Source organism: Enterocloster clostridioformis, from assembly GCF_020297485.1.
In the GTDB taxonomy this organism is placed as follows: domain Bacteria; phylum Bacillota; class Clostridia; order Lachnospirales; family Lachnospiraceae; genus Enterocloster; species Enterocloster clostridioformis.
Genome location: NZ_JAIWZC010000001.1, coordinates 3,620,198 through 3,641,393, shown reverse-complemented (window position 1 = coordinate 3,641,393; position 21,196 = coordinate 3,620,198). Strand labels below are relative to the sequence as shown.

The 21,196-nt window shown below is 48.6% G+C and carries 21 protein-coding genes and 4 pseudogenes; 16 read left to right on the top strand and 9 right to left on the bottom strand.

Annotated elements, in window-relative coordinates:
• The first annotated feature begins 283 nt into the window (after window positions 1–283).
• Both LA360_RS18350 and LA360_RS18345 read left to right on the top strand, forming a co-directional pair.
• Entirely contained in the window at window positions 284–1,447 is a 1,164-nt protein-coding gene (locus tag LA360_RS18350) for a DUF819 family protein (protein ID WP_057572998.1), read from the top strand.
• 170 nt (window positions 1,448–1,617) lie between these two features.
• Window positions 1,618–2,316, top strand: coding sequence for a GntR family transcriptional regulator (locus LA360_RS18345; RefSeq protein WP_022202136.1), 699 nt, complete (start codon window positions 1,618–1,620; stop codon window positions 2,314–2,316).
• A 173-nt stretch (window positions 2,317–2,489) separates the two neighbouring features.
• Here LA360_RS18345 and LA360_RS18340 read toward each other — a convergent pair whose 3' ends face one another.
• The 3 genes from LA360_RS18340 to LA360_RS18330 are packed head-to-tail and all read right to left on the bottom strand — an operon-like array spanning window position 2,490 to window position 3,634.
• Entirely contained in the window at window positions 2,490–3,107 is a 618-nt protein-coding gene (locus LA360_RS18340) for a manganese catalase family protein (protein ID WP_022202135.1), read from the bottom strand.
• Between the two features lie 19 nt (window positions 3,108–3,126).
• Window positions 3,127–3,423: a spore coat protein CotJB gene (locus tag LA360_RS18335; protein WP_002585054.1), complete on the bottom strand. Its 297-nt coding sequence runs from the start codon at window positions 3,421–3,423 to the stop codon at window positions 3,127–3,129.
• Window positions 3,416–3,634, bottom strand: a complete 219-nt coding sequence (locus LA360_RS18330) for a spore coat associated protein CotJA (protein WP_002585055.1) — start codon at window positions 3,632–3,634, stop codon at window positions 3,416–3,418. The genes LA360_RS18335 and LA360_RS18330 overlap by 8 nt, the downstream gene beginning before the upstream one ends.
• 231 nt (window positions 3,635–3,865) lie before the next feature.
• Between LA360_RS18330 and LA360_RS18325 the strand changes: the two genes are divergently transcribed.
• Window positions 3,866–4,099 (top strand): hypothetical protein, encoded by a 234-nt coding sequence (locus LA360_RS18325; RefSeq protein WP_057572999.1) that lies wholly within the window; start codon window positions 3,866–3,868, stop codon window positions 4,097–4,099.
• Between the two features lie 117 nt (window positions 4,100–4,216).
• On the opposite strand, the gene LA360_RS18320 is transcribed toward LA360_RS18325, so the two are convergent.
• Both LA360_RS18320 and LA360_RS18315 read right to left on the bottom strand, forming a co-directional pair.
• Window positions 4,217–6,106, bottom strand: coding sequence for a PEP/pyruvate-binding domain-containing protein (locus LA360_RS18320; protein WP_057573000.1), 1,890 nt, complete (start codon window positions 6,104–6,106; stop codon window positions 4,217–4,219).
• A 68-nt stretch (window positions 6,107–6,174) separates the two neighbouring features.
• The gene (locus LA360_RS18315; RefSeq protein WP_022202133.1) at window positions 6,175–7,140 is read right to left on the bottom strand and encodes a LysR family transcriptional regulator; all 966 of its coding nucleotides are present in this window, start codon (window positions 7,138–7,140) and stop codon (window positions 6,175–6,177) included.
• 130 nt (window positions 7,141–7,270) lie between these two features.
• On the opposite strand from LA360_RS18315, the gene LA360_RS18310 reads away from it, so the two are divergent.
• From LA360_RS18310 to LA360_RS18290, 5 genes and pseudogenes are all read left to right on the top strand, one after another.
• Window positions 7,271–8,557, top strand: coding sequence for an aspartate aminotransferase type Ic (locus tag LA360_RS18310; RefSeq protein ID WP_022202132.1), 1,287 nt, complete (start codon window positions 7,271–7,273; stop codon window positions 8,555–8,557).
• 52 nt (window positions 8,558–8,609) lie between these two features.
• Window positions 8,610–9,872: a Glu/Leu/Phe/Val family dehydrogenase gene (locus LA360_RS18305; RefSeq protein ID WP_022202131.1), complete on the top strand. Its 1,263-nt coding sequence runs from the start codon at window positions 8,610–8,612 to the stop codon at window positions 9,870–9,872.
• A gap of 338 nt (window positions 9,873–10,210) precedes the next feature.
• On the top strand, window positions 10,211–11,041 hold the full coding sequence (locus tag LA360_RS18300) for a helix-turn-helix transcriptional regulator (protein WP_022202130.1): 831 nt from the start codon (window positions 10,211–10,213) through the stop codon (window positions 11,039–11,041).
• A 129-nt stretch (window positions 11,042–11,170) separates the two neighbouring features.
• On the top strand, window positions 11,171–12,481 hold the full coding sequence (locus LA360_RS18295) for an O-acetylhomoserine aminocarboxypropyltransferase/cysteine synthase family protein (RefSeq protein WP_022202129.1): 1,311 nt from the start codon (window positions 11,171–11,173) through the stop codon (window positions 12,479–12,481).
• A gap of 176 nt (window positions 12,482–12,657) precedes the next feature.
• Window positions 12,658–12,912, top strand: a pseudogene (locus tag LA360_RS18290) (tryptophan synthase subunit beta); the annotation flags it as partial.
• Window positions 12,913–12,979: 67 nt separating this feature from the next.
• On the opposite strand, the gene LA360_RS18285 reads toward LA360_RS18290, so the two are convergent.
• Entirely contained in the window at window positions 12,980–14,176 is a 1,197-nt protein-coding gene (locus tag LA360_RS18285; protein ID WP_002585062.1) for an NADP-dependent isocitrate dehydrogenase, read from the bottom strand.
• Window positions 14,177–14,396: 220 nt separating this feature from the next.
• Between LA360_RS18285 and LA360_RS31950 the strand changes: the two are divergent.
• A pseudogene (locus LA360_RS31950) lies at window positions 14,397–15,410 on the top strand (ABC transporter ATP-binding protein); the annotation flags it as partial.
• Window positions 15,313–15,810, top strand: a pseudogene (locus LA360_RS18275) (carbohydrate ABC transporter permease); the annotation flags it as partial. The pseudogenes LA360_RS31950 and LA360_RS18275, both read left to right, overlap by 98 nt.
• On the opposite strand, the gene LA360_RS31480 reads toward LA360_RS18275, so the two are convergent.
• The 3 genes from LA360_RS31480 to LA360_RS18260 form a co-directional block, all read right to left on the bottom strand.
• Entirely contained in the window at window positions 15,694–16,089 is a 396-nt protein-coding gene (locus LA360_RS31480) for a Gfo/Idh/MocA family oxidoreductase (RefSeq protein WP_242997624.1), read from the bottom strand. The pseudogene LA360_RS18275 and the gene LA360_RS31480 sit on opposite strands and share 117 nt — an antisense overlap.
• A gap of 250 nt (window positions 16,090–16,339) precedes the next feature.
• Window positions 16,340–17,182, bottom strand: coding sequence for a DUF4397 domain-containing protein (locus LA360_RS18265; protein ID WP_022202125.1), 843 nt, complete (start codon window positions 17,180–17,182; stop codon window positions 16,340–16,342).
• 197 nt (window positions 17,183–17,379) lie between these two features.
• Window positions 17,380–17,877: a hypothetical protein gene (locus LA360_RS18260; RefSeq protein WP_057573099.1), complete on the bottom strand. Its 498-nt coding sequence runs from the start codon at window positions 17,875–17,877 to the stop codon at window positions 17,380–17,382.
• A gap of 29 nt (window positions 17,878–17,906) precedes the next feature.
• Between LA360_RS18260 and LA360_RS18255 the strand changes: the two are divergent.
• From LA360_RS18255 to LA360_RS18230, 6 genes and pseudogenes are all read left to right on the top strand, one after another.
• A pseudogene (locus LA360_RS18255) lies at window positions 17,907–18,212 on the top strand (hypothetical protein); the annotation flags it as partial.
• A gap of 9 nt (window positions 18,213–18,221) precedes the next feature.
• Window positions 18,222–18,635: a hypothetical protein gene (locus tag LA360_RS18250; RefSeq protein WP_057573100.1), complete on the top strand. Its 414-nt coding sequence runs from the start codon at window positions 18,222–18,224 to the stop codon at window positions 18,633–18,635.
• A 60-nt stretch (window positions 18,636–18,695) separates the two neighbouring features.
• Window positions 18,696–19,007 carry a hypothetical protein gene (locus tag LA360_RS18245; RefSeq protein ID WP_225537608.1) on the top strand — a complete coding sequence of 104 codons (312 nt, stop codon included), beginning with the start codon at window positions 18,696–18,698 and terminating at the stop codon, window positions 19,005–19,007.
• Window positions 19,008–19,032: 25 nt separating this feature from the next.
• Complete coding sequence (locus tag LA360_RS18240; protein WP_225537607.1) at window positions 19,033–19,281, top strand: hypothetical protein; 249 nt, start codon at window positions 19,033–19,035, stop codon at window positions 19,279–19,281.
• A gap of 126 nt (window positions 19,282–19,407) precedes the next feature.
• Window positions 19,408–20,007 carry a type IV toxin-antitoxin system AbiEi family antitoxin domain-containing protein gene (locus LA360_RS18235; protein ID WP_057573101.1) on the top strand — a complete coding sequence of 200 codons (600 nt, stop codon included), beginning with the start codon at window positions 19,408–19,410 and terminating at the stop codon, window positions 20,005–20,007.
• The gene (locus LA360_RS18230; protein WP_057573102.1) at window positions 20,004–20,843 is read left to right on the top strand and encodes a nucleotidyl transferase AbiEii/AbiGii toxin family protein; all 840 of its coding nucleotides are present in this window, start codon (window positions 20,004–20,006) and stop codon (window positions 20,841–20,843) included. Before LA360_RS18235 ends, LA360_RS18230 begins: the two co-directional genes overlap by 4 nt.
• Window positions 20,844–21,196 lie beyond the last annotated feature (353 nt).

Sequence of the window (21,196 nt, the reverse complement as noted above, 5' to 3'; positions counted from 1 at the left end):
CGGTACGTACGGTGGTGTGAGAGGTCGGAAGGCGAAATAATCGCCTTCCTCCTACTCGATTCTCTTTTTAAATATTCGTATCCGGCACGGGAAGACAGTCAGGCCTGATTCATCCCGAAAAATCAACAGAAACTGGAAATATGCATAAAAAATAGAGTTTTTACTTTTAGATGTTGAATATATTTGAAAGCTGTGTTAATATTGTGTTAATACAGATTGTTGACAATCCACAATCCACAATCTACAATCGTCAATACATATGAAAGGTGAAGAGGAAAAAGAGATGGGAGCACTTATTACACGTACCGAAGGCCTGATATTCGTGATTTTAATCATGGTAGCATTTGCGCTTTGGTTACAGAGATTCAAAGTATTTAAGTCACTGGGGCCGGTTTTGACCGTTGTGGTATTGGGAATCATTCTTTCCAACACCCATGTGGTGCCTATTTCACATGATTTTTACAGCGCGTTGTCTACGTACTGCGTGACGCCCGCCATATCCATCTGTCTGCTCAGCATGAACATGCGTGAGCTGAAGAAGCTGAACAGGGAGCCGGTCATTGCTCTGATATCCGCTATTTTTTCCGTATGTTTTATTGCCATCATACTGGGATTCATTTTTGCCCCAAGGATTACCGAGGGCTGGAAGTGCGCCGGCATGTTTGTAGGCACTTACACAGGCGGAACCCCTAACCTGACAGCCATCGCAACGGGTCTGGACTGTTCACGTGAGACTCTTGCGGCAGCCAACGCAGCCGATTATGTGGTGTCCACCCCATTAATGGTATTTTTGTTTGCTGCTCCGGTCATCCTGAAGGCTTCCAAGCGTTGGAATAAGCTGTGGCCGTATCAGTTTACAAAAGATGAGCTGGACGACGGAGATGACGAGCCACTGATGTCCGATAAGAGATGGTCCATCCGGGATATTGCATGGCTTTTAACCATTGGTTTCGGCGTGTCCTTTGTATGTACTGTGATTGCGCAGTCCATTTTTCCGGATACCTTCTGGAAGGCGGGGCGGCTTCTGATTCTTACCACGGTATCCATCGGGCTGGCACAGTTAAAACCTGTCCAGAAGCTGCGCGGAAATCTTGACCTGGGTCTGTTTATTTCCCTGACCTTCCTTGCAACCATTGGATTTGCGGTGGATTTGCAGCAGTTTATCGGATCCGCGCTCATGATGACCCTGTATGTACTGTTCATGCTGATTGGATGTATCGTACTGCACCTTATTATCTGCCGCATATTTAAGATTAAGTATGAGTATGTGATCCTGTCCATGGTGGGATGTATTGTAGACGGACCAACCTCATCCCTGACCGCGGCAGGTGCGGACTGGAAATCCCTGATTAACGTCGGCTTAATCATGGGAGTAATAGCCGGAGCCTGCGGAAATTATGTGGGCATCTTTGTATCCTATGTGGTAAAGGGTATATGCGGCCTGTAAACATAAGAAAGGCGTAAGCCTAAGACAAACTCCGGCGCTTGTGGTATAAGGTGCCGGAGTTTTGCCATTTTTTCAGCCAACATGTTTACCCTGGGATTTTCTTATGATAATATTATTTTGTGACAGAATACTTGAGAATTGTTGTTGGATTATGAAAAGGAATTGCTTTTATGGGAAAATTAACGTATCAGACACTGCGTGAAAATGTAGTGGACGTCATTCGTATGAAAATTTTAAACCACGAGCTGGTGCCGGGAATGAGAATTATTGAACAGGATATTTCGGACGAACTTGGGGTGAGCCGCGGTCCCATTCGGGAGGCCCTGAGACAGCTGGAACAGGAAGGCCTGGTGGAATATGTGAGAAATGTGGGATGTTCGGTGAGGAATATCACCCTGGAGGACATTTACGAGATTTATCTGCTGAGGGCCACCTATGAGATTTTGGCAGTGAAGCTGTGCAGGGGAGTGTTTTCAGAGGCTGCCTTTGCGGAGATGGATGCGGCATTGGAGTCTATGAGGGATTTAAAGGATACGGATTATAACAAATCCATTGCCTGTGATAACACGCTTCATGAGGCTATCATACGATCCACCGGATTGCCGCGGCTGATAAAGGGATGGACGGACTTAAACTATGGAAACGCCATCAATTATTATGCGGGCAATCCCGACAGCAGGGCCATGATTGACCGCCAGTACCCCATCCACAAGGAGCTGGTGGACGTGTGCCGAACCGGGAATACGGAGGATATATGCAGGGCCATATCAAACCATTATATGAAGACCATCAGACGGCGGCTTAAGGAACAGGGCATGCCGGAGGACCATTTTAAATTCTCCATTGATGTGATAGACGGCTGGGTGTGAGGCCGGGAGCTCGTATCGGACAGCAGCAGAAGATGACCATATCTGCCTTGGAGGGAACGATGGCCTGGCAGACAGGTTCAGAAAGGTTAAAACCTCCAAAGCTTGTGTATCTCTTATGTAGTCCGCCGCTTTGCATACGGTTCCGTACACGAAGCGGCGTTGTAATTTATCCTTTATTTCTCGTTCTGTACAAACTGCTTATCAAACTCCGGATTGAAATAGTAGAAATTCTTTTCATCCAGCTTGTACTTTATCTTTTCCAGCGCCTCCCCGAAACGCTGAAAATGAACGACTTCCCTGGCCCGGAGAAATTTAAGGGGTTCTCTTACCTCCGGGTTTTCAATAATTCGGATCAGGTTGTCATAGGTGGTCCTGGCTTTCTGTTCTGCCGCCAGGTCCTCATGGAGATCTGTTATGGCATCGCCCTTGGACTGGAATTCACAGGCATTAAAGGGAACGCCCGCAGCAGCCGTTGGCCACAGGGCTGTGGTATGGTCGATATAATAAGCGTCAAAGCCCGCTGTCTTGGCCTGTTCCGGTGTCAGATTTTTGGTCAGCTGATAGATAATGGCGCAGATCATTTCCAGATGGGCAAGCTCTTCTGTGCCAATATCTGTCAGCAGTCCGCCCACTTCCTTGCATGGCATGGTGTAACGCTGGGAAAGATAACGCATGGAAGCAGCTAATTCGCCGTCAGGACCGCCGAACTGGCTGATAATCAGGGACGCTGTCTTGGGACAGGTCTGGGTAATTTTTACGGGAAATTGTAACCGTTTTTCATAAGTCCACATGGTTAGACACCTCCTTATTTTAATGTTCCGGGCAGTCCCATGGAAGAGGTCCGTCTGACCAGGTAAAATGCTTCTGGCCGGGGTACTTGGTATGGGATTCGGACTTGTTATTGGTTTCAGGGCAGACACAGTTCAGGGTAAGGGGCTCATATTCCTTGGCAAAGGAATCCAGAAGCTGTTTTCTCTGTGCCATGGCCTGGCTGAACGCGTCCAATGCCTTGTCGTCTGTGGGGTGGGTATCCAGATACAGGTTCAGGTCATTGACAACAAAACTTATCTCATTAATCTGCTGAAGCAGCTGGCAGCGGTCAGGCATTTTTTTCACCTCCTACTATAAAAAACGGCAGATCCAGGCAGGGGAAAATAGTCCCCTGTTTCAGGGCTTTGGATGGCTCATAGGGTGTTTCCCAGGGCTGCATGGGAACAGTGGCAATGGCCAGCTGTACTCCTGGTCCGGGGGCGGGAAGCTCCTTGCCGCACCCGCATTGTGATACAGGAACTTTGGCGTCACAATTGCATAAATTCATATGATTCACTCCTTTCTGTTGATTGGCCTTTTGAAGGCTTCATGATTAGTATGAGCTTGATGCGTTTTTTTAGGTTATTTAAAAACTGTCAGTATATCCAGAAATAGTCGGAGTGTTTATTATGGTATTATTGTTAAGAAAGTCTATTTACATTTTAGCTTCACAAGTTGAAAGTGCGGGTATTAGCAGGCCAATGCTAGAAAATACTTAGAGGTTGGCAAACTGGAGCGTGTGCGAAAGGGCCTCTATACCCAAGCTATCAAAGCGTATCTCAAAGAGCAACCCAAAAGCCGAAAACTTTTGAAATATGGAAAAGCCTTTGGTGTTGAAGATAAAATAAGAACCTGTATGGAGTATTTGCTCTGGAATAGCTACGCTGTGGAAAATAGCTACGCAGATAAACTGACATTTTCAGATGTGTTGGAGACAACGCAGCAGCTTGCTGCTGCTCTTAATCTTGGATAAAAGGAAAATCAGTGCCCGGACTTGCGTCCTGAGCACTGATTTATTTACAGTCTGGCATGATACAGAGTATCATGGCTCAGTGGTTTCCCGCCTTTTGTCAGGCGCGCGGTCAGCCCGTTACCGCTCGGCAGTCTGCGCCGTGCCCCGTATCCGGCACACGGCGCGGCCCTCCTGGGCATCCAGGGTCAGGGTGGCTCCGGACCGGCTTACGTCATGGACCTTTACGATGTCAGCAAGCTCCTGGGATTCACCGGGCAGAATATCCTTTAACACCTCAGGATACCGGGTGAGGAGTTCTGGCCGGTACAGCCTGGTTTTGCTGTTGTCGTTGATTGCGCCGTAATACACATCCGCCTCCACCATGTCCTGGAACATGTGGCTGCCGTAAGATAGATCCGGATGGTAGCCTGCCTTTCCGTAGGCCACCTCACAGATGGCGCTGAACTGGCTGATTTCCGCGTAGACCACAGGTACGCCTAATTCGGGGGATGAGGTTCCGATGCGGCCCGGCACCAGCAGCATCAGCTTCTTATCCGTGTCCTCGAAATGCTGGTTGATGCGGCTGATTAAACGGGCCACATCCGGTTTTTTGGCATATTCGTATTCATAGTATTTCTGAGGATCCACCCACACAATATAGTCGATTGGTTCCTCCTTGGACCGGCGCATGGATGTCCTGCGCACGTCAAAGAGAAATTGGTGGTCCACGCCGTCCGGTATATGTACCTGCTCGGATTTGGCAGTCTGAAGGGGACGGCATTGCAGCAGGTTCAGCCTCCACACGCCTTCCTCAGGATTTGTGACGGCAAACTCCACATCCACCGGGCGTTCATATTCTTTCTCCAGCATCTTCATAAGGGAGCGCATCATTCGTATGAACTCCAGATTGTCCACCAGTCCCTGGCAGTCCGCAAAATAGATGGTTCTGTATATATGGCGTTCGGCCAGCATGTCCTCGGCATCCGTATCCCTGCTGAGGACCATTTTTTTCTGCCATTTGGGTAAGAGGTCCAGTATTTTTTCCAGGGATTTGGTGCAGAGCGACTTGGTGCAAAAGTCCAGGACATCCACCTTGCGCTGGGAGAACTTATGGCGTTCAGCCAGGGTGGTTCTTAAATTGGCCTGAGCCCTGTCGAGACCGATGAGGCGGGGATAATCGCCGGGCGTTCTCTCTACAGCCCTGGTCCCCAACCCCATGACCATGCGCAGCATTCCCGCTTCCGGGTTTAAGTGTTCCATCCATTTATAAGGGTTATAGGAACAGCCCATACCAGCGGCCACCGGCATATAGAGGCCGCCGTACTGCTGTCCGGCCACCTGCTGAATCAGCAGGGCCATCTGCTCATCCACATCTAACAGATGGCGTTTCCTTCGGTATTCAATGGCCTGTTCGTTCATGGTGCTGGCGTATACGCGGCGGATAGCCTCCTCCAGTTCCTCCATCCGTTCTTCTTTGGTGCCCTGGTTCATGCAGAAAATGGATTCGTATTTGCCGGAGAACGCATTGCCGTATCCGTCCTCCATGATGCTGCTGGAGCGGACAATGATGGGGGTGGTCCCGTAGTGGTCCAGCATATCGCTCAGCTCTTCACGGATATCTTCGGGAAGGGAACCGCCACGCAGCCGTTTGGTCAGCTCCTCGGTCTCCTTAAAATGTTCCTTTTCCAGACGGTGCCTGGCCCTTAACTCCGCACAGCGGTTATACACCAGATAACGGTAGAAAACATCCGTGCCGATGAAAAAGGAGTTATGGGGCTCAACATGTCCTGCGTACTCAGGCATGTTGAGCTCAATCAGCTTCCTGGCGACCAACAGGCCGCAGGCCTTGCCGCCAATCACGCCTCCGCCAATCTTGCGCATCCAGACACTGCGGAAATCCTCCTCCGTGAAATGCTTCAGTATGAGCTGCTCCATGTGGCTCTCCGTGGTCATGAGCCGGTTGCAGATACATTTTTTTTCTTCTCTTGTCAGGTTTTCCTTTTTAAGGATTTCTGGCCATCCAACCATTTTTCCTACCCCCTTATGTGTTTGTTATTTAAGCAAAAATAGCACTTATAACACTTATAAGCATATGCTTATACATATTTTTCTGAGTTTTTCTCAATGCCAGGAATGGCCATTTTGATGAATTCAATCATGCTCCGGGTCAGGTATTTATTTTTCTTATAATAAAGATAAACATCTCTTACCGCCTCAGGGTCGTCAATTTTATAATAAATGATATCCGGGTTTTCCGGAAGGCACTTGACCACGGTGTCGCTGACAAATGAAGCGCCCATGCCATACTCTGTCAGGTGATAGGTGGTTAAGAGCTGGTTCAGCTTTAAGGTATAGTTTAGCTGGATTCCCGCCCGGCCCAGTATGGCCTCCACGCGTTCCCTGGTATCATTGTGGGACCGCAGCATTACAAAGGGCTCGTCCTTGAATTTCTTTAAGGATACGGCCGGAAAGGTGTCGTTCTGGTGAAGACAGCGCTTTATGTCGGAAGCCTTAAGCTGGTATTTCACCGCCCGCCGGTTGCTGTCAAAGGAGGAGGGGACAGCCAGCAGCAGACGTTCCTCCATGAAGCGTTCCTTTTCATAGATACCCGCGTCCAGCAGATAGTTGTCAATGATAATGTCCAATTCCCCGGCAAAGAGCTTCTGTTCCAGTAGGGGTGTGTGGCCCTCAAACAGGTTCAGCTTTACGTGCGGGTAGGCCCTGCGGAATTTATCTATGATGGGCGGGAATATGAAGGAGGAGAAGAGATAGGTGCCGCCCACGGACAGGCGGCCGGTTTTCAGCTCCTGGAGATTGCCCACATAGTAGGCGAATTCATTTTCCAGGTCCATGATTTTCTCGGCGGTCTTTATGTACTTTTTGCCGCATTCCGTCAGCTGGATGGGGCTGGTGCTCCGGTCAAAGAGGGGCATGCCTATCTTTGTCTCAATCTTCTTGATCATGGAACTGAGGGCCGGCTGGGATATGTAAAGGTTCTCAGCAGCCTTGGAAAAGCTCTGTTCCTTATAGACTTCATATACGTAATTCATCCCGCTGAACATAGCTGCACCTCCTATAAGTTTTTGATTATAAGTTTTATTCAAATATAAATATTTGTTTTTATTCTAGGATATTTTTATAATAAAGGCAAGAACAAATATATCTGACTAATGTCTGATGCGGAGACCGGGAATGAAACATGTAACGGAATATTCCAAACAGGAACTGAATGATATGTTAAAAGAGCTTACCATACAGTTCCAGGAAGCCAAGAAATTGAATTTGAAACTGAATATGGCCAGGGGAAAGCCCTCAGCAGACCAGTTGGATATGAACATGGGCCTGTTGGAGTTTCCAAAGGGCTTTATGCTGGAGGACGGCACGGATGCGAGGAACTACGGCGTACTGGAAGGGATTCCTGAATGCAGGCGTTTGTTTGGCCAGCTTTTGGGTCTGGATCCGGACCTGATTATAATAGGCGGTAATTCCAGCCTGAACCTGATGTTTGATACGATTTCATTCCACTGTCTTTTCGGAACAGAGGGAGAAAAGCCATGGAGCTTCTATGGATATGAGGGCAGCCCGGTAAAATTTCTCTGTCCGGTTCCGGGATACGACAGGCATTTCCAGATTTGCGGGGAGCTGGGAATCCAGATGATTCCCGTACCCCTTCTGGAGGACGGACCGGATATGGAGATGGTGGAAACCATGGTAAGGGAGGATGCGTCCATCAAAGGAATCTGGTGTGTTCCCCTTCACTCCAATCCTCAGGGCGTGTGCTACAGCGACCGGGTGGTGGACCGCCTGGCGTCCATGGAGACGGCAGCCCCGGATTTCAGAATATTCTGGGACAATGCCTACGGCGTGCACCATATCTACGAGGAAGTGCCTCTTAAGAATATTCTGGAGGCATGTGAGGCTGGCGGCCATCCCAACAGGACTTACTATTTCTTCTCAACCTCCAAGATAACTTTTCCGGGAGCAGGCGTTTCGCTTATTGCATCAGGCCCGGACAACATGAAGGAGCTGAAGGGACATCTGTCCTCACAGACCATCGGACACGATAAGCTGAACCAGTTAAGGCATGTGCAGTATTTTAAAACGCCGGAGAATATCCGCGCCCATATGAAGGCTCTGGCAAAGGTGCTGAGGCCAAAATTCGACATGGTGCTTAAACGTCTGGAGGAAGAACTGGAAGGGAGCGGACTGGCGGTGTGGAGTCATCCAAAGGGAGGCTATTTCATTTCTCTGGATACCCTTGAGGGATGTGCAAAGCGCACCGTAGAGCTGGCTAAGGAGGCGGGTGTCACGCTCACAGGCGCAGGGGCAACCTATCCCTACAAGAAGGATCCGAAGGACAGGAATATACGCATTGCTCCCACCTATCCCACGCCGGAGGAGTTAAAGGCTGCCATGGACATATTCATTCTGTGTGTGAAGATTGCGGGAATCGAGTCAGTGGTGAATCAGGGGAACTAAGTATTGGGAAGTAATGAACAGGCAGCAGTATGGAAGAAAAAGGAGAACAGGTATGGAAAAAGTATATAATCCTTATGACAATGTGTTAAAGATAGTAAAGGAAGCAGCCGATATACTGGGCTATACGGACAGTGACATAGAGGCCATCAAATACCCGGAGAGGGAACTTAAGGTTGCGATCCCGGTACGGATGGACGATGGAACAACCAAGGTATTTGAGGGATACAGGGTACAGCACTCCACATCCCGCGGACCGGCCAAGGGCGGAGTCCGTTTCCATCCGGCAGTCAATCCTGACGAGGTCAGGGCCCTGGCAGCCTGGATGACATTCAAGTGCGCAGTGGTGAACATTCCTTACGGCGGCGGCAAGGGCGGCGTTGTCTGCGACCCCAATGAGCTGTCTGAAAATGAAATCCGGGCAATCACCAGAAGATACACGGCAGCCATTGCTCCCCTTATAGGGCCGGAACAGGATATCCCGGCTCCTGATGTAGGCACTAACGCGGCTGTTATGGGCTGGATGATGGACACCTACAGCATGCTGAAGGGCCACTGTATCCACGGTGTGGTTACAGGCAAGCCCATCTGCCTGGGCGGCGCACTCGGGAGAAATGAGGCCACCGGACGGGGCGTCATGTATACCACGAAAAATATACTGAATAAAATGGGAATCCCGGCGGAGGGAACCACGGTAGCCATTCAGGGAATGGGAAATGTGGGCAGCATCACGGCAAAGCTGCTTTACAGGGAAGGAATGAAAATCATAGCTGTCAGCGATGTATCCGGCGGAATCTATAATCCGGATGGACTTAATGTACCGGCTATCCTGGATTATCTCTCTCTTAACAGGAAGAATCTGTTAAAGGATTATAATGAAGAGGGAATGAGCCGCATTACCAATGAGGAACTGCTGGAGATGGATGCCAGGGTACTGGTGCCGGCAGCCCTTGAAAATCAGATTAACGCTTCCAATGCACATAAAATCCGTGCGGAAGTCATTGTGGAGGCAGCAAACGGCCCGGTTGCCGCAGACGCGGACGGCATACTCCAGGACAGAGGCATTACCGTTGTTCCCGATATTCTGGCCAATGCAGGCGGCGTGGTGGTTTCTTATTTTGAATGGGTTCAGAATATCCAGTCCGTGAGCTGGACCGAGGAAGAAGTCAATGAGAAGCTGAAGAATATAATGGATCCGGCCTTTGAGGCGGTATGGGATATTGCCATGAAACAGAACGCCACATTGCGCACCGGCGCTTACCTGATTGCCGTGAGGCGGGTAGTGGAGGCCAAGGCGGCAAGGGCAATCTGGCCATAAAAAGAATCATAGAAAAAGCAGCATAGAAAATATCAGAAAGCAACAGTTACAGAAAGACCAGGCACTGGGGATGCCTGGTCTTTTACTGTGTATAAAGGGGGATAAAATGTGTGAAAGGGGGAGGGCCCTTTCGGTTTTTGCAACAATTTATTTGCTGTGTTTCTCTTGCTTACAGGACATATTATAATACAGGTATATTGCAAAAACCATTGTCATAAGACAAAGAAATATTGCAATTAGCACAAGCTGTGATAGAATAGGATTAAATGTATCCCCGGCATGTGTCCGCAGAGGACAGGGACGGCTGCGGACAGCCGGTTTTTGAAAGGAGGAGGCCCATGTACCAGGAAGAAAGCTTTAAGACCCAGAAGGTGGTATATGCCCATACGCGCAGCGATGAAGCGGAGATGGAGTATAAGATGCACTGCCATGATGTATACGAGTTTTATTACATGATTTCAGGCAATGTAGAGTATCTGCTGGAGGGCAGGACCTACACACCCAGGCCGGGAAGCCTGATTATCATACCGCCGGGCTGTTTTCACGGGTTAAGGGTACTGGATTCGGATGAATATAACCGGATACGCCTGCACTTCGCCCCCGAACTTCTGGAGGAAGATGAACGGGCGCTGTTGCTGGAGCCCTTTGGGGCCGCATGGTGCTGTTATGAGGAACAGTTCCAGCTGGAGTGGTATTTTCATTCCCTGGAGGAGTGCGGGAATTATGGAAAGGGTTTACAGTATATTGCAATCCGCGCACGGGTCCTGTCTCTTTTGACTAAGATTTTTGCAATATTCAGGGAGGCATCAGGGACTTCCCGCGGAAAGGAAGGACAGGTACAGGAAATCATCCGTTACATCAACCAGAACCTGTCTGCCCCTCTGACACTGGAAGGGCTGGCCCAGACCTTCTATATGAGTAAGAATCATCTGACAGCTGTATTTAAGAGGGCCACGGGAACCACAGTGGCCCGCTACATCCTCTATAAGCGCATGGCAATCGTGAGAAAGGAGCTGGCAATGGGGGTGCCGGCGGCAGAGGCGGCGTCCAGAGCGGGATTTGGAGACTATTCCAGTTTTTTCAGGGCTTACAAAAAAATGTTTGGATGCGCGCCTTCTGATAAGAACGCGCCGGGAATGCCTGAAATGGATAAGGGAAGTACGGTTTAAAAATGCGCGGGGCCCCAAATGTGAGGTTAAAGAATTTACTAAAATAAATTCTTGACAGGAAAAAAGTACCATGATATTATCAATTAAACCTATAGAAATAGTAGGAATAAAAAGACGGAGGACAATATCATGGGAGAGAAGCGTAAGAGAGCAGACAGACATTTTAAATTTGAGACAACCCAGCTTCACGGAGGTCAGGAGCATCCGGATTCTACGACTGGGGCAAGGGCGGTACCGATTTACCAGACATCATCGTATGTATTTGACAACTGTAACCATGCGGCGGCGCGGTTCAATCTCAGTGATCCGGGGAATATATACAGCCGTCTTACAAATCCTACTTTGGATGTATTTGAGCAGAGAATGGCTCGGCTGGAAGGCGGCGTGGCGGCACTGGCCACGGCTTCCGGGGCAGCGGCCCTGTCCTATACATTCCAGAACCTGACACGGGCAGGGGATCATATTGTGTCCTCCGGTCATATTTACGGAGGCACCTATAATTACCTGGCCCACACCTTTCCTGAATATGGGGTGGAGACTACCTTTGTGGACCCGTCCGATTTAGAGGCGGTAGAGGCGGCGATCCGGGATAATACAAAGGCTGTCTTTATAGAGACTCTGGGAAATCCAAATTCCGATATCGCTGATATAGAAAAAATCGCATCCATTGCGCACCGGCATCAGATTCCCCTGATCATAGATAATACCTTTGCCACGCCATACCTTGTCCGTCCAATTGAGTACGGCGCCGATATCGTGGTACACTCAGCCACAAAGTTCATCGGCGGTCATGGAACCACGGTGGGCGGGGTGATTGTGGACGGCGGAAGATTTGACTGGGCTGCCTCCGGCAAGTTTCCCGGACTTACAGAGCCAAACGCCAGCTATCACGGCATCCGTTTTGCCCAGGACGTGGGAGCGGCTGCCTTTGTCACCCGGATAAGGGCCATTCTCCTAAGGGATACAGGGGCTACTCTGTCACCCTTCCACGGATTTCTGTTTCTGCAGGGGCTGGAGACACTGTCTCTGAGGGTGGAACGCCATGTGGAAAATGCGCTTAAGGTGGTGGAATACCTGAAGGCCCATCCCCAGGTGGAAGAGGTTCATCATCCCAGTGTGAGCCAGGATCCGATCCAGCAGCAGCTTTACAAAAAGTATTTCCCCAGGGGAGGCGGATCTATCTTTACATTTGAAATAAGAGGCGGGGCTGAGAAGGCCAGGGAGTTCATCGACAATCTGGAACTGTTCTCCCTTCTTGCCAATGTGGCGGATGTAAAGTCACTGGTGATCCATCCGGCCTCCACCACCCATTCCCAGATGAATGAGAAGGAGCTTCTGGAGCAGGGAATCCGTCCCGGAACCATCCGCCTGTCCATCGGAACCGAGCATATCGACGACATATTGGAGGATCTGGAGGAAGCTTTCCGGTCTGTTTTATAGATATGAGAGGTCTCAGGGATATATAATTTTTATAGTCTATACAGCCTGAAAAGCCAATCCGTGACTGCAAACAGCCATGGCCTGGCTTTTGGGCCTTAAGGAGGAACTGGAGCCGGAGGCATGTTTTGAATTCTGATACAGAAGAATTCAGGCATCCAATGTTACCGGGATGAAAATATAAGGATTCTATTTACTGTATCGGCTCTGCCCTGGCCCCTCATCCCTTCCCGCTTATGGTCAGGGATTTCCAGTCTGTTGTGGGATATGAGGCAAGGAAGCAGTTTCTTGAGATGACAGGCATGATGCCGGACGAGGTCTGCGCCTGCGTGGGCGGAGGCAGTAACTCCATCGGTATGTTTATACCCTTTCTGGATGATCCGGTGGACATCACAGGGGTGGAGCACTATGGTTATGGAGATCAGTTTATGGATTAATATGACGGGGAGGCCCCAGGGGCCTCCCTTTTTATGGCCGGAAACAGCTTTAGGCAGCTATTTTTTACAGCCTCTTCGCAATAGCCTTAATAAAGTCTCCGCTGTTAAGTACCACTGGGTTTGGAATGGTGGTAATCAGAGCCAGATCTTTTGTCATCTCACCGCCCTCAATGGTGTCGATGGTGGCCTTTTCCAGCTTATCCGCAAATTCCATCAGCTCTTTGTTGCCATCCAGCTCGCCGCGTTTGCGCAGTGCTCCGGTCCAGGCAAAGATGGTTGCCACGGAGTTGGTAGAGGTCTCCTCTCCCTTTAAGTGCTTGTAGTAATGGCGCTGTACGGTTCCGTGGGCAGCCTCGTATTCATAGTTGCCGTCCGGGGATACCAGGACAGAAGTCATCATGGCCAGGGAGCCGAAGGCAGAGGATATCATGTCGCTCATGACATCGCCGTCGTAGTTCTTGCAGGCCCAGATATAGCCGCCCTCGGATTTCATGACGCGGGCCACGGCGTCGTCAATCAGGGTGTAGAAATAGGTGATGCCGGCAGCTTCAAATTTTTCTGCATACTCACTGTCGAAAATCTCCTGGAAGATATCCTTGAAGGTATGGTCATACTTCTTGGAGATGGTATCCTTGGTGGCAAACCAGAGTTCCTGCTTTGTATCCAGGGCATAGTTGAAGCAGCTTCTGGCAAAGCTTTCAATGGATTTATTGATATTGTGCATGCCCTGTACGATGCCCGGGCAGGTGAAGTCGTGAACCAGCTCCCGGCTCTCGGAACCATCCCCGGCAGTGTAAACCAGTTCCACCTTTCCCGGACCAGGTATCTTCATCTCAGAACCCTTGTAAACATCGCCGTAAGCATGTCTGGCAATGGTGATGGGCTTTTTCCAGTTCTTAACACATGGATCGATTCCCTTTACCACAATAGGTGCACGGAACACGGTTCCGTCCAGGATGGCACGTATGGTTCCGTTGGGACTCTTCCACATTTCCTTCAGGTGGTATTCCTCCACGCGGGCAGCGTTGGGGGTGATGGTGGCACATTTAACAGCCACGCCGTACTTTTTGGTGGCATTGGCGGAATCAATGGTTACCTGGTCGTTAGTCTCGTCCCTGTATTCCAGTCCAAGGTCATAGTACTCTGTCTTTAAATCTATGTATGGCAGCAGCAGGTCGTCTTTGATCATCTGCCAGAGAATTCTAGTCATCTCATCGCCGTCCATCTCAACAATCGGGGTGGTCATCTTAATCTTGTCCATACTGTATCCTCCTGAATTTTCGCATTATTTTATAGTATACGACGAATTGGAGTTTCACACAAGAGTTTAACAGGGCTGTTTCTGCCAAAAAATACGCTGTCAGTATGAAAAAGAGCAAAACAAGCATAAAAAAGAGCAAAAGCGGATTCGGACATCAATGCTATAGTTATGTCAGAGACAGGCAGAACTGTATGAAACAATACGAAAGGGAGAGATACATATGGGGGCAATCCAATTAAAAAATGTTAGGAAGAAGTTTGGGAATGATATTGTGATTGATAATCTTAACCTGGAAATCGAGGATGGTTCGTTCACTGTTCTGGTAGGGCCGTCAGGATGCGGTAAATCCACAACCCTCCGCATGATTACCGGCCTGGATGAACCGACCTCAGGGGATATACTGATTGACGGACATAAAATCAATGACCTTACTCCGGGAAAGAGGGACATAGCTATGGTATTCCAGAACTATGCATTGTATCCCACTATGACAGTCAGGGAAAATATTGAATTTGGTCTGGAAAATAAAAAGGTTCCAAAGGAAGAACGGCAGCGCCGTATAAAAGATATATGTGAAATTGTAGGACTGACCGAATATCTGGACAGAAAGCCGTCCACCTTATCCGGTGGTCAGAGACAGAGGGTGGCTCTTGCCAGGGCCATGGTTAAACAGCCCAAAGTATTTCTCATGGATGAGCCGCTGTCAAATCTGGATGCAAAGCTCAGGGGACAGATGAGAGTGGAATTAATCAGCCTTCATAAAAAGCTGGGGACCACCTTTGTCTATGTAACACACGATCAGGTGGAAGCCATGTCAATGGCGGACGATATTGTATTGATGAAGGATGGGTACATTGTCCAGCAGTCCAATCCACGCCAACTGTATCAGAACCCTAACTGCATCTATGCTGCCCAGTTTATCGGCACCCCCCAAATGAATATTATAAATAATGTGCTTCCCAATGGCATGCAGCTTGGATTCCGGCCTGAAAAAGTTTATTTGCAGAGGGTGGAGGAAGACTATGTTTCCATACAGGCAGAGGTCGTGACAAAGGAAATGCTGGGTTCCGAGACTATATACTCCCTTAGCAGTGTATATGGTACGCTGATGGTAAAATCCGAGCATGAGGTAGAGAATGACTGTCTCCTGGACCTGTCCATTCCCTTTTCAGCCATGTATCTTTTTAACAGGGAAGGAAAAAGAGCAGACCTGGGTCAGCCGGAACGTCATATCCATGGTGTCTGTATCCATTGTATTTTTATGGCTTATGGACCCGGATACCGGATTTCTGAACATGATTATCACGAAGCTGGAATTTCCAAAGTTCCCATTTCTGTCCAGTCCGTCCACATCCATGTTCTCGCTGGTACTGGTCATGGTGTGGAAAAGTGTGGGATATTATGTACTGTTAATCATGGCTGCCCTGCAGACAGTACCGTCCAGTATCTATGAAGCGGCAGAGCTGGATGACACGCCTAAAATCCGTACCTTTTTCAAAATTACTCTGCCTATGATTTCACCTACCATCCTGTTCACATCTGTGGTGGCGTCCATTGCCTCCTTTAAGATATTTGACTCTGTCAATGTCATGACACAGGGCGGTCCGGTGGATTCCACAAATACGTTGGTCTACTATATCTATTCCTTTGCCTTCCGATATGGAAAACCGGGAATGGCCTGCGCAGCAGGCGTGGTACTGCAGTACATGTTTTCCATGGGATAAGAGAAGTGCGGCCTGTCCATAGTGGAGTCTGTTTGGGCTGGCAATATAGACAGCGTCCAGGTCATCAGCACAGGCAAAGGCTTTCAGGTCTGTGTAGGTTGTTTTAACTCCATATTTTGCCGCGAAGCTGCTGGCTGTCTCCTGATTTCTGGAATAGACGGCTGCATAGTAAAGGCTGGGATTTTCCATTGCGGCTTCCTGGAAATGGTCCACGATAAAGTTAGTTCCTATGGTTCCATAGCGTATCATTGGCAGATTTTCCTTTCTGTATGGCTCAGTGTTCTGTACTATTTTATCACAAACAGAGCCATAAACACAGGTTTTCATACGAAATTAAGGAGGCAAATAAGCTGCACAAATAAGCAGCCAATAAGGGGAAAATAAGCGGAAAATAAGGAGGGAGCCGCATTCATTTATGCGGCTCCCTCATGATTGCTGATTAACCTCTCCGGTCTTCTACCAAAAGTGTCTGTATGGTATCCGCGGAAGGGTTCCAGTTTAATACATACAGGGTATAAATCCGGGATGGATTCAAGGTTATTGGCGTGGTAACAAGGGTGTTATCCGGTCGGGCGGAACGGGCGACACGCAGGGTATAGTTACCGGAGCTGAGCCGGCTGAAGCTGGCTGCATCGGCAAAGTTTACAGAGTTAAAATAGATATTGCCAAGGGAGGCATTGACAGGTCCGCTGTAATAGGCTAAATTGCAGACTCGGAAGCAGGATGAGGTCCAGTCCGTGGGGCATGCCGTATCATGGATAGAAACCAGGTCCAGGCCCGTGGAAGAGTTGACAATGGCGATGGTGGCCATTCCGTCACCTACATACATGGATTTGCGGAGATATACGTAACCATTTGAGCCCATGATGGAGAATGTATGATAGCCCTGGGATAGCTGGCGGTACTGGGTCACTTCAGAGAAATCCAGTCCGGAAAACACAGCCCTGTTATCTATATACACGGTAAATGGGTTATATCCGGTAGCTGCATTTAACAGACGAATTCCGCCGCGAATCCACTGGTTATTGTTGCAGAACACGCAGGGGATGGGATAATATGACGGGTAATTGGGGCGTACAGGATAATCCGGACGCACAGGGTAGTCCGGACGTACAGGGTAGTCTGGGTAGTAAGGGGGCATGACAGAAAAATCAGGGTCGATTTCCTCGTCGGGAGATGGTATTACGACGTCAGTATCAGGATATGTGAAACCTGGATCAACCGGGTCTTCTACCTGGGTCATCCTGAGTGATGGTACAGAGTAGGGCTTATTGTTATTCATATACAATGGTCCTCGGTTTGTGCTTTTATGATAATATATGTCTGGTATGCCGAAGGTGTACGGTGAAAAACAAAAAAAGCCGAAAACCAGGTGAAATCGAGGGCACTGAAAAACTCCCGTTTTTTTGTGGGAGTTTTTCTTTCATCTATAATATAGTGTCAGAGATTATGATTCACTAAAAAATATGGGCTGTTTTATCATCCGGCCAGTGCAATCAACTTCGTTATTCTCTTAATATTTGCTACGAATGCCGTAAAATTCATTTGCAATTCCATAGCAAACAATCCCACTGAATCTGCTCTGCCTAATCCGTGGGCTTCCTTTAATTCCCCATTCTTTTCTTCAATCATTGCCAGATGGTTCTTGTACCCATAAAATGTACTCGAGGGTGTCTTGTGCCCAAACCGGGCATCTTCGTCATCTTTTGACCTGATTTCCCGGATCTTATCCGTATCTAATAATCCCCGTATCCTTTCCGCCAGGTCCTGTATTTTTTTGTCCCCGCAGGCGGCAATCCCTTCCTCCAGGACGGAAAGCAATTCCTTCGTATAGGCAATTTCCTCATCCAGGCCCGCTTCCAGGGATGGCTTCTCCGGAAAGATAAGTGCTGAAACTGATCGTGCAAAGAATCTTACGGAAAGGGATACGCCGCAGCGCTCTCCGGGCAAGCTCCCCTGTTTTTTAATCCTGTTCAACTTTGTACCTCCTAATTATTGTGATTTTTTCTGTGCTGCTGACAATAATCGGAGTCTGTGCCAGCGGCTCCGTGGCCTTACTCGTCCTGATTTTGGTCTGGAACTACATTAAACTGTTTTTTGAGGCTGCCGAACGGTACGTGCTTCTTGGTGTGCTGGTCTATACCGCGCCGATGGCATTTGCTACCGGCGCCTCTCAAAGTACCGCTAACATTTTCAAATCCTGGTGCCGTATGTTCGGAGGCCAGGTATTCCTGCTGGTGTTGAATGCCTGGTGCCTTCGTCTTTTCACCAGCATGGTTGGCAATTTTATCGCCAATCCACTGTCATTATAGGAGGTCACAATGAAATTATGGAAAAATACACTGACTGTCCCATTTCTGGCAGCCACTTTACTCTTATTACAGGCGGTACCCTCTATGGCCGCCGTTACAGAAGCCGACGTCCAGGCTGTCGGGAAAGAAACCGCAGCCGGAAATGTCCTGATCTGGTTTCTGTGTGCAGTAGCCTTTTTGAAAATCAGCCAGAAGATTGACAGCTTCATGAGCAGCTTAGGAATCAATGTTGGCCATACCGGTGGCAGTATGATGGCTGAACTTATGATTGCAGCAAAGGGAGTGACAACCGCGAAGAATGTAGCCGGTGGCGGCATGTTCCGTGGCGGTTCCTTTCGAGGCGGTTCCAGTTCCAAGCATATGAGCAGCGCTTCCTTTATGTCTGGTATGTCTGGGGGGCTGGTTGGCGCAGTAAGCCGATAGTTCACGAACGGAGCTGTTCAAAGCGCAACCGGACAAGGAGGAAATCCCATCAGCCGAAAGATGTTTGAATCCTCAGTACAAAAAGGAGGTTCATTTGCCAATGACGTCACCGGGGCGGTTGCCAAAGGTAATATCAACTATACCGGCACCATGTCCGGTCCACAGGCAGCGCAGGCCCTGACTTCCTACCTCGGCCAGACTGGAGTTGCAGACGCATCGGCCTATAAAGATGTGGAAAACGGCGTCAGACAAATCGAGATACCTGCTCCACCGGATTTGGAGGAGGTGCGGGCCTTCTGGAAACAGTTTAAGGCACTCGACCCGCCACCCCAATCCACTGACATATCAGATGGCCTTAAACCTACCGGATGATTTATACCGCCATTTTCTGGCTCATATGATTCTGGAAGATGAAGAAGTTTACCGTCTTGTGGAAAAAGGGCTGGTAACAGAAAACGAATATCTGGATATCCGGCTATGGTATCACAACGGACCTTTCCGGGATCACTGGCTGGGACCGCTTGGAGTGGATGGCACAGGCTACCTATATGGGTTAACGCGACTTTACAGAAAGCCAAATACTTATGAAATGCACTTTTATGTTATGGATGACTATTACCGCCGTATGAACCACCTGCCGGAATAAATATCACAGCTTCATGTATAAATCCTGTCAATCTGCATAAACTAAATCTTAGTATCTTTTTTACAATCGTACTTCAATAATGATATAATCGAAGTGCGATTGTAAATCGAGTTGGAGGTGATGTATATGGATGGTGTTTGGAAACAGATTGGAGCTATTGCAGATGAAAACAGCGGTATCATAACAACTGCTCAGGTTGAAGCTGCCGGGATCAGCCGTACTGCCCTGAAGCGCTATGTTGATGAAAAGCAGCTTATACGGGTCTGTAAAGGACTGTATGTATTGGAAAAAGGGATGGTGGATGAATATGCGCTGCTGCAGGCCCGGAGCGGAAAAGTCCTGTATTCTTATGGAACAGCGCTTTTTCTGTGGGGCCTGTCTGACAGGGTGCCGCACACGATTGATTTAACCGTGCCGCACGGTACAAATGTAAGCAAAATCAAACGGGATAATCCACAAATTCGCTTTCACTATGCACAGCCACCGCTGTTTGAAATCGGCTGGACGGAAACTAAATCGCCACAGGGCGGCACAGTGCGGCTTTATGACAAGGAACGCTGTATCTGTGATTTAATTCGTGATAAAAAGGAAATTGATATGCAGCTTTATACCCAGGCAATCAAAGATTATTTTCGTAGCGGCGCTAATAGCCGGAAATTACTCAAATACGGAAAGCAGTTTGGAATCGAAGAACAAATAAGAACATACATGGAGGTACTAACATGAGAATACCGGAACAGCTAAAAGGTGCTATCCGCAACATTGCCTCCTCCAAAAATCTGCGCTCTCAGGAGGTCTTACAGATGTTCCTGTTTGAACGCATTTTGGAACGGTTGCCTGTCTCCCGTTACCGCAGCAACTTTATTCTCAAGGGCGGTCTGTTGATCTCGTCCATGCTTGGCATCAGTGAGCGCACCACGACGGATATGGATACGACCGTCAGTGGACTGCCAATGGAGAAAGAACAGATTACCAGCATAGTTCAGAATATCCTGTCGCTCGATGTAAATGATGGTATCCAGTTCCGTTTTCAGCGTATCGAGCCCATACGGGGAGATGACGCCTACAATAATTTTCGCATTCATTTGGGAGCCCTGTACGGTAAAATAAATAGTCCCATGAAAATTGACATTACTACCGGAGATGAAATCACTCCTGCTGCTATCTGCTATGATTACCCGTTTCTGTTTGAACGAAAGAGTGTTCCCATTATGGCCTATACGCTGGAGACAATTCTTGCTGAGAAGTATGAAACCATCCTGCGCCGCAATATTGGCACAACGCGGGCAAGGGATTTTTACGATTTACATACCCTGTTCTGTCTGCGCCGTGACGAAGTACGCCCGGAGATCTTACGCCAAGCCATCCAGCATACTGCTGAAAAACGTGGCTCTACTGTCGAACTTAAAGAATGGGTGGACATTTTATCGGATATGAAGGAAGAACCAGCTCTGGTCTCCCTGTGGGATAACTATATCAGGGAAAATACATACGCTTCCGACTTTTCTTTCTCCGAAGTGTTATCCACGGTGGAACAGATCAGCCTGCTAATATGTGAATAGCATTGCGAGACACAATATATTGTAGATGCAATTATGAGATAAGTAGAAACTACAGAGGACTTCCTGTATTTCACCTGGAATTTAGCAAATAAAAAGCCGGATCCCCCTAAAGGTTTCCGGCTGTATCCAGTGTTCCTGAGCGGATTCGAACCGCTGGCCTTCCGCTTAGGAGTATGGCGTATCACATGATACACGGTTCGGGTGTAACTTCCAATACCTTACCTTACGTAGAATGACTTGTAGTAAACGAACATTATGGTGCAAAATGCTCATCCTGACGCGCTTTTATGGCTCCGTCGGATGGTCCTATTAGCAAATTCTTAGCAGGAAGCCCTCCGTTGAAGGCCGATTAT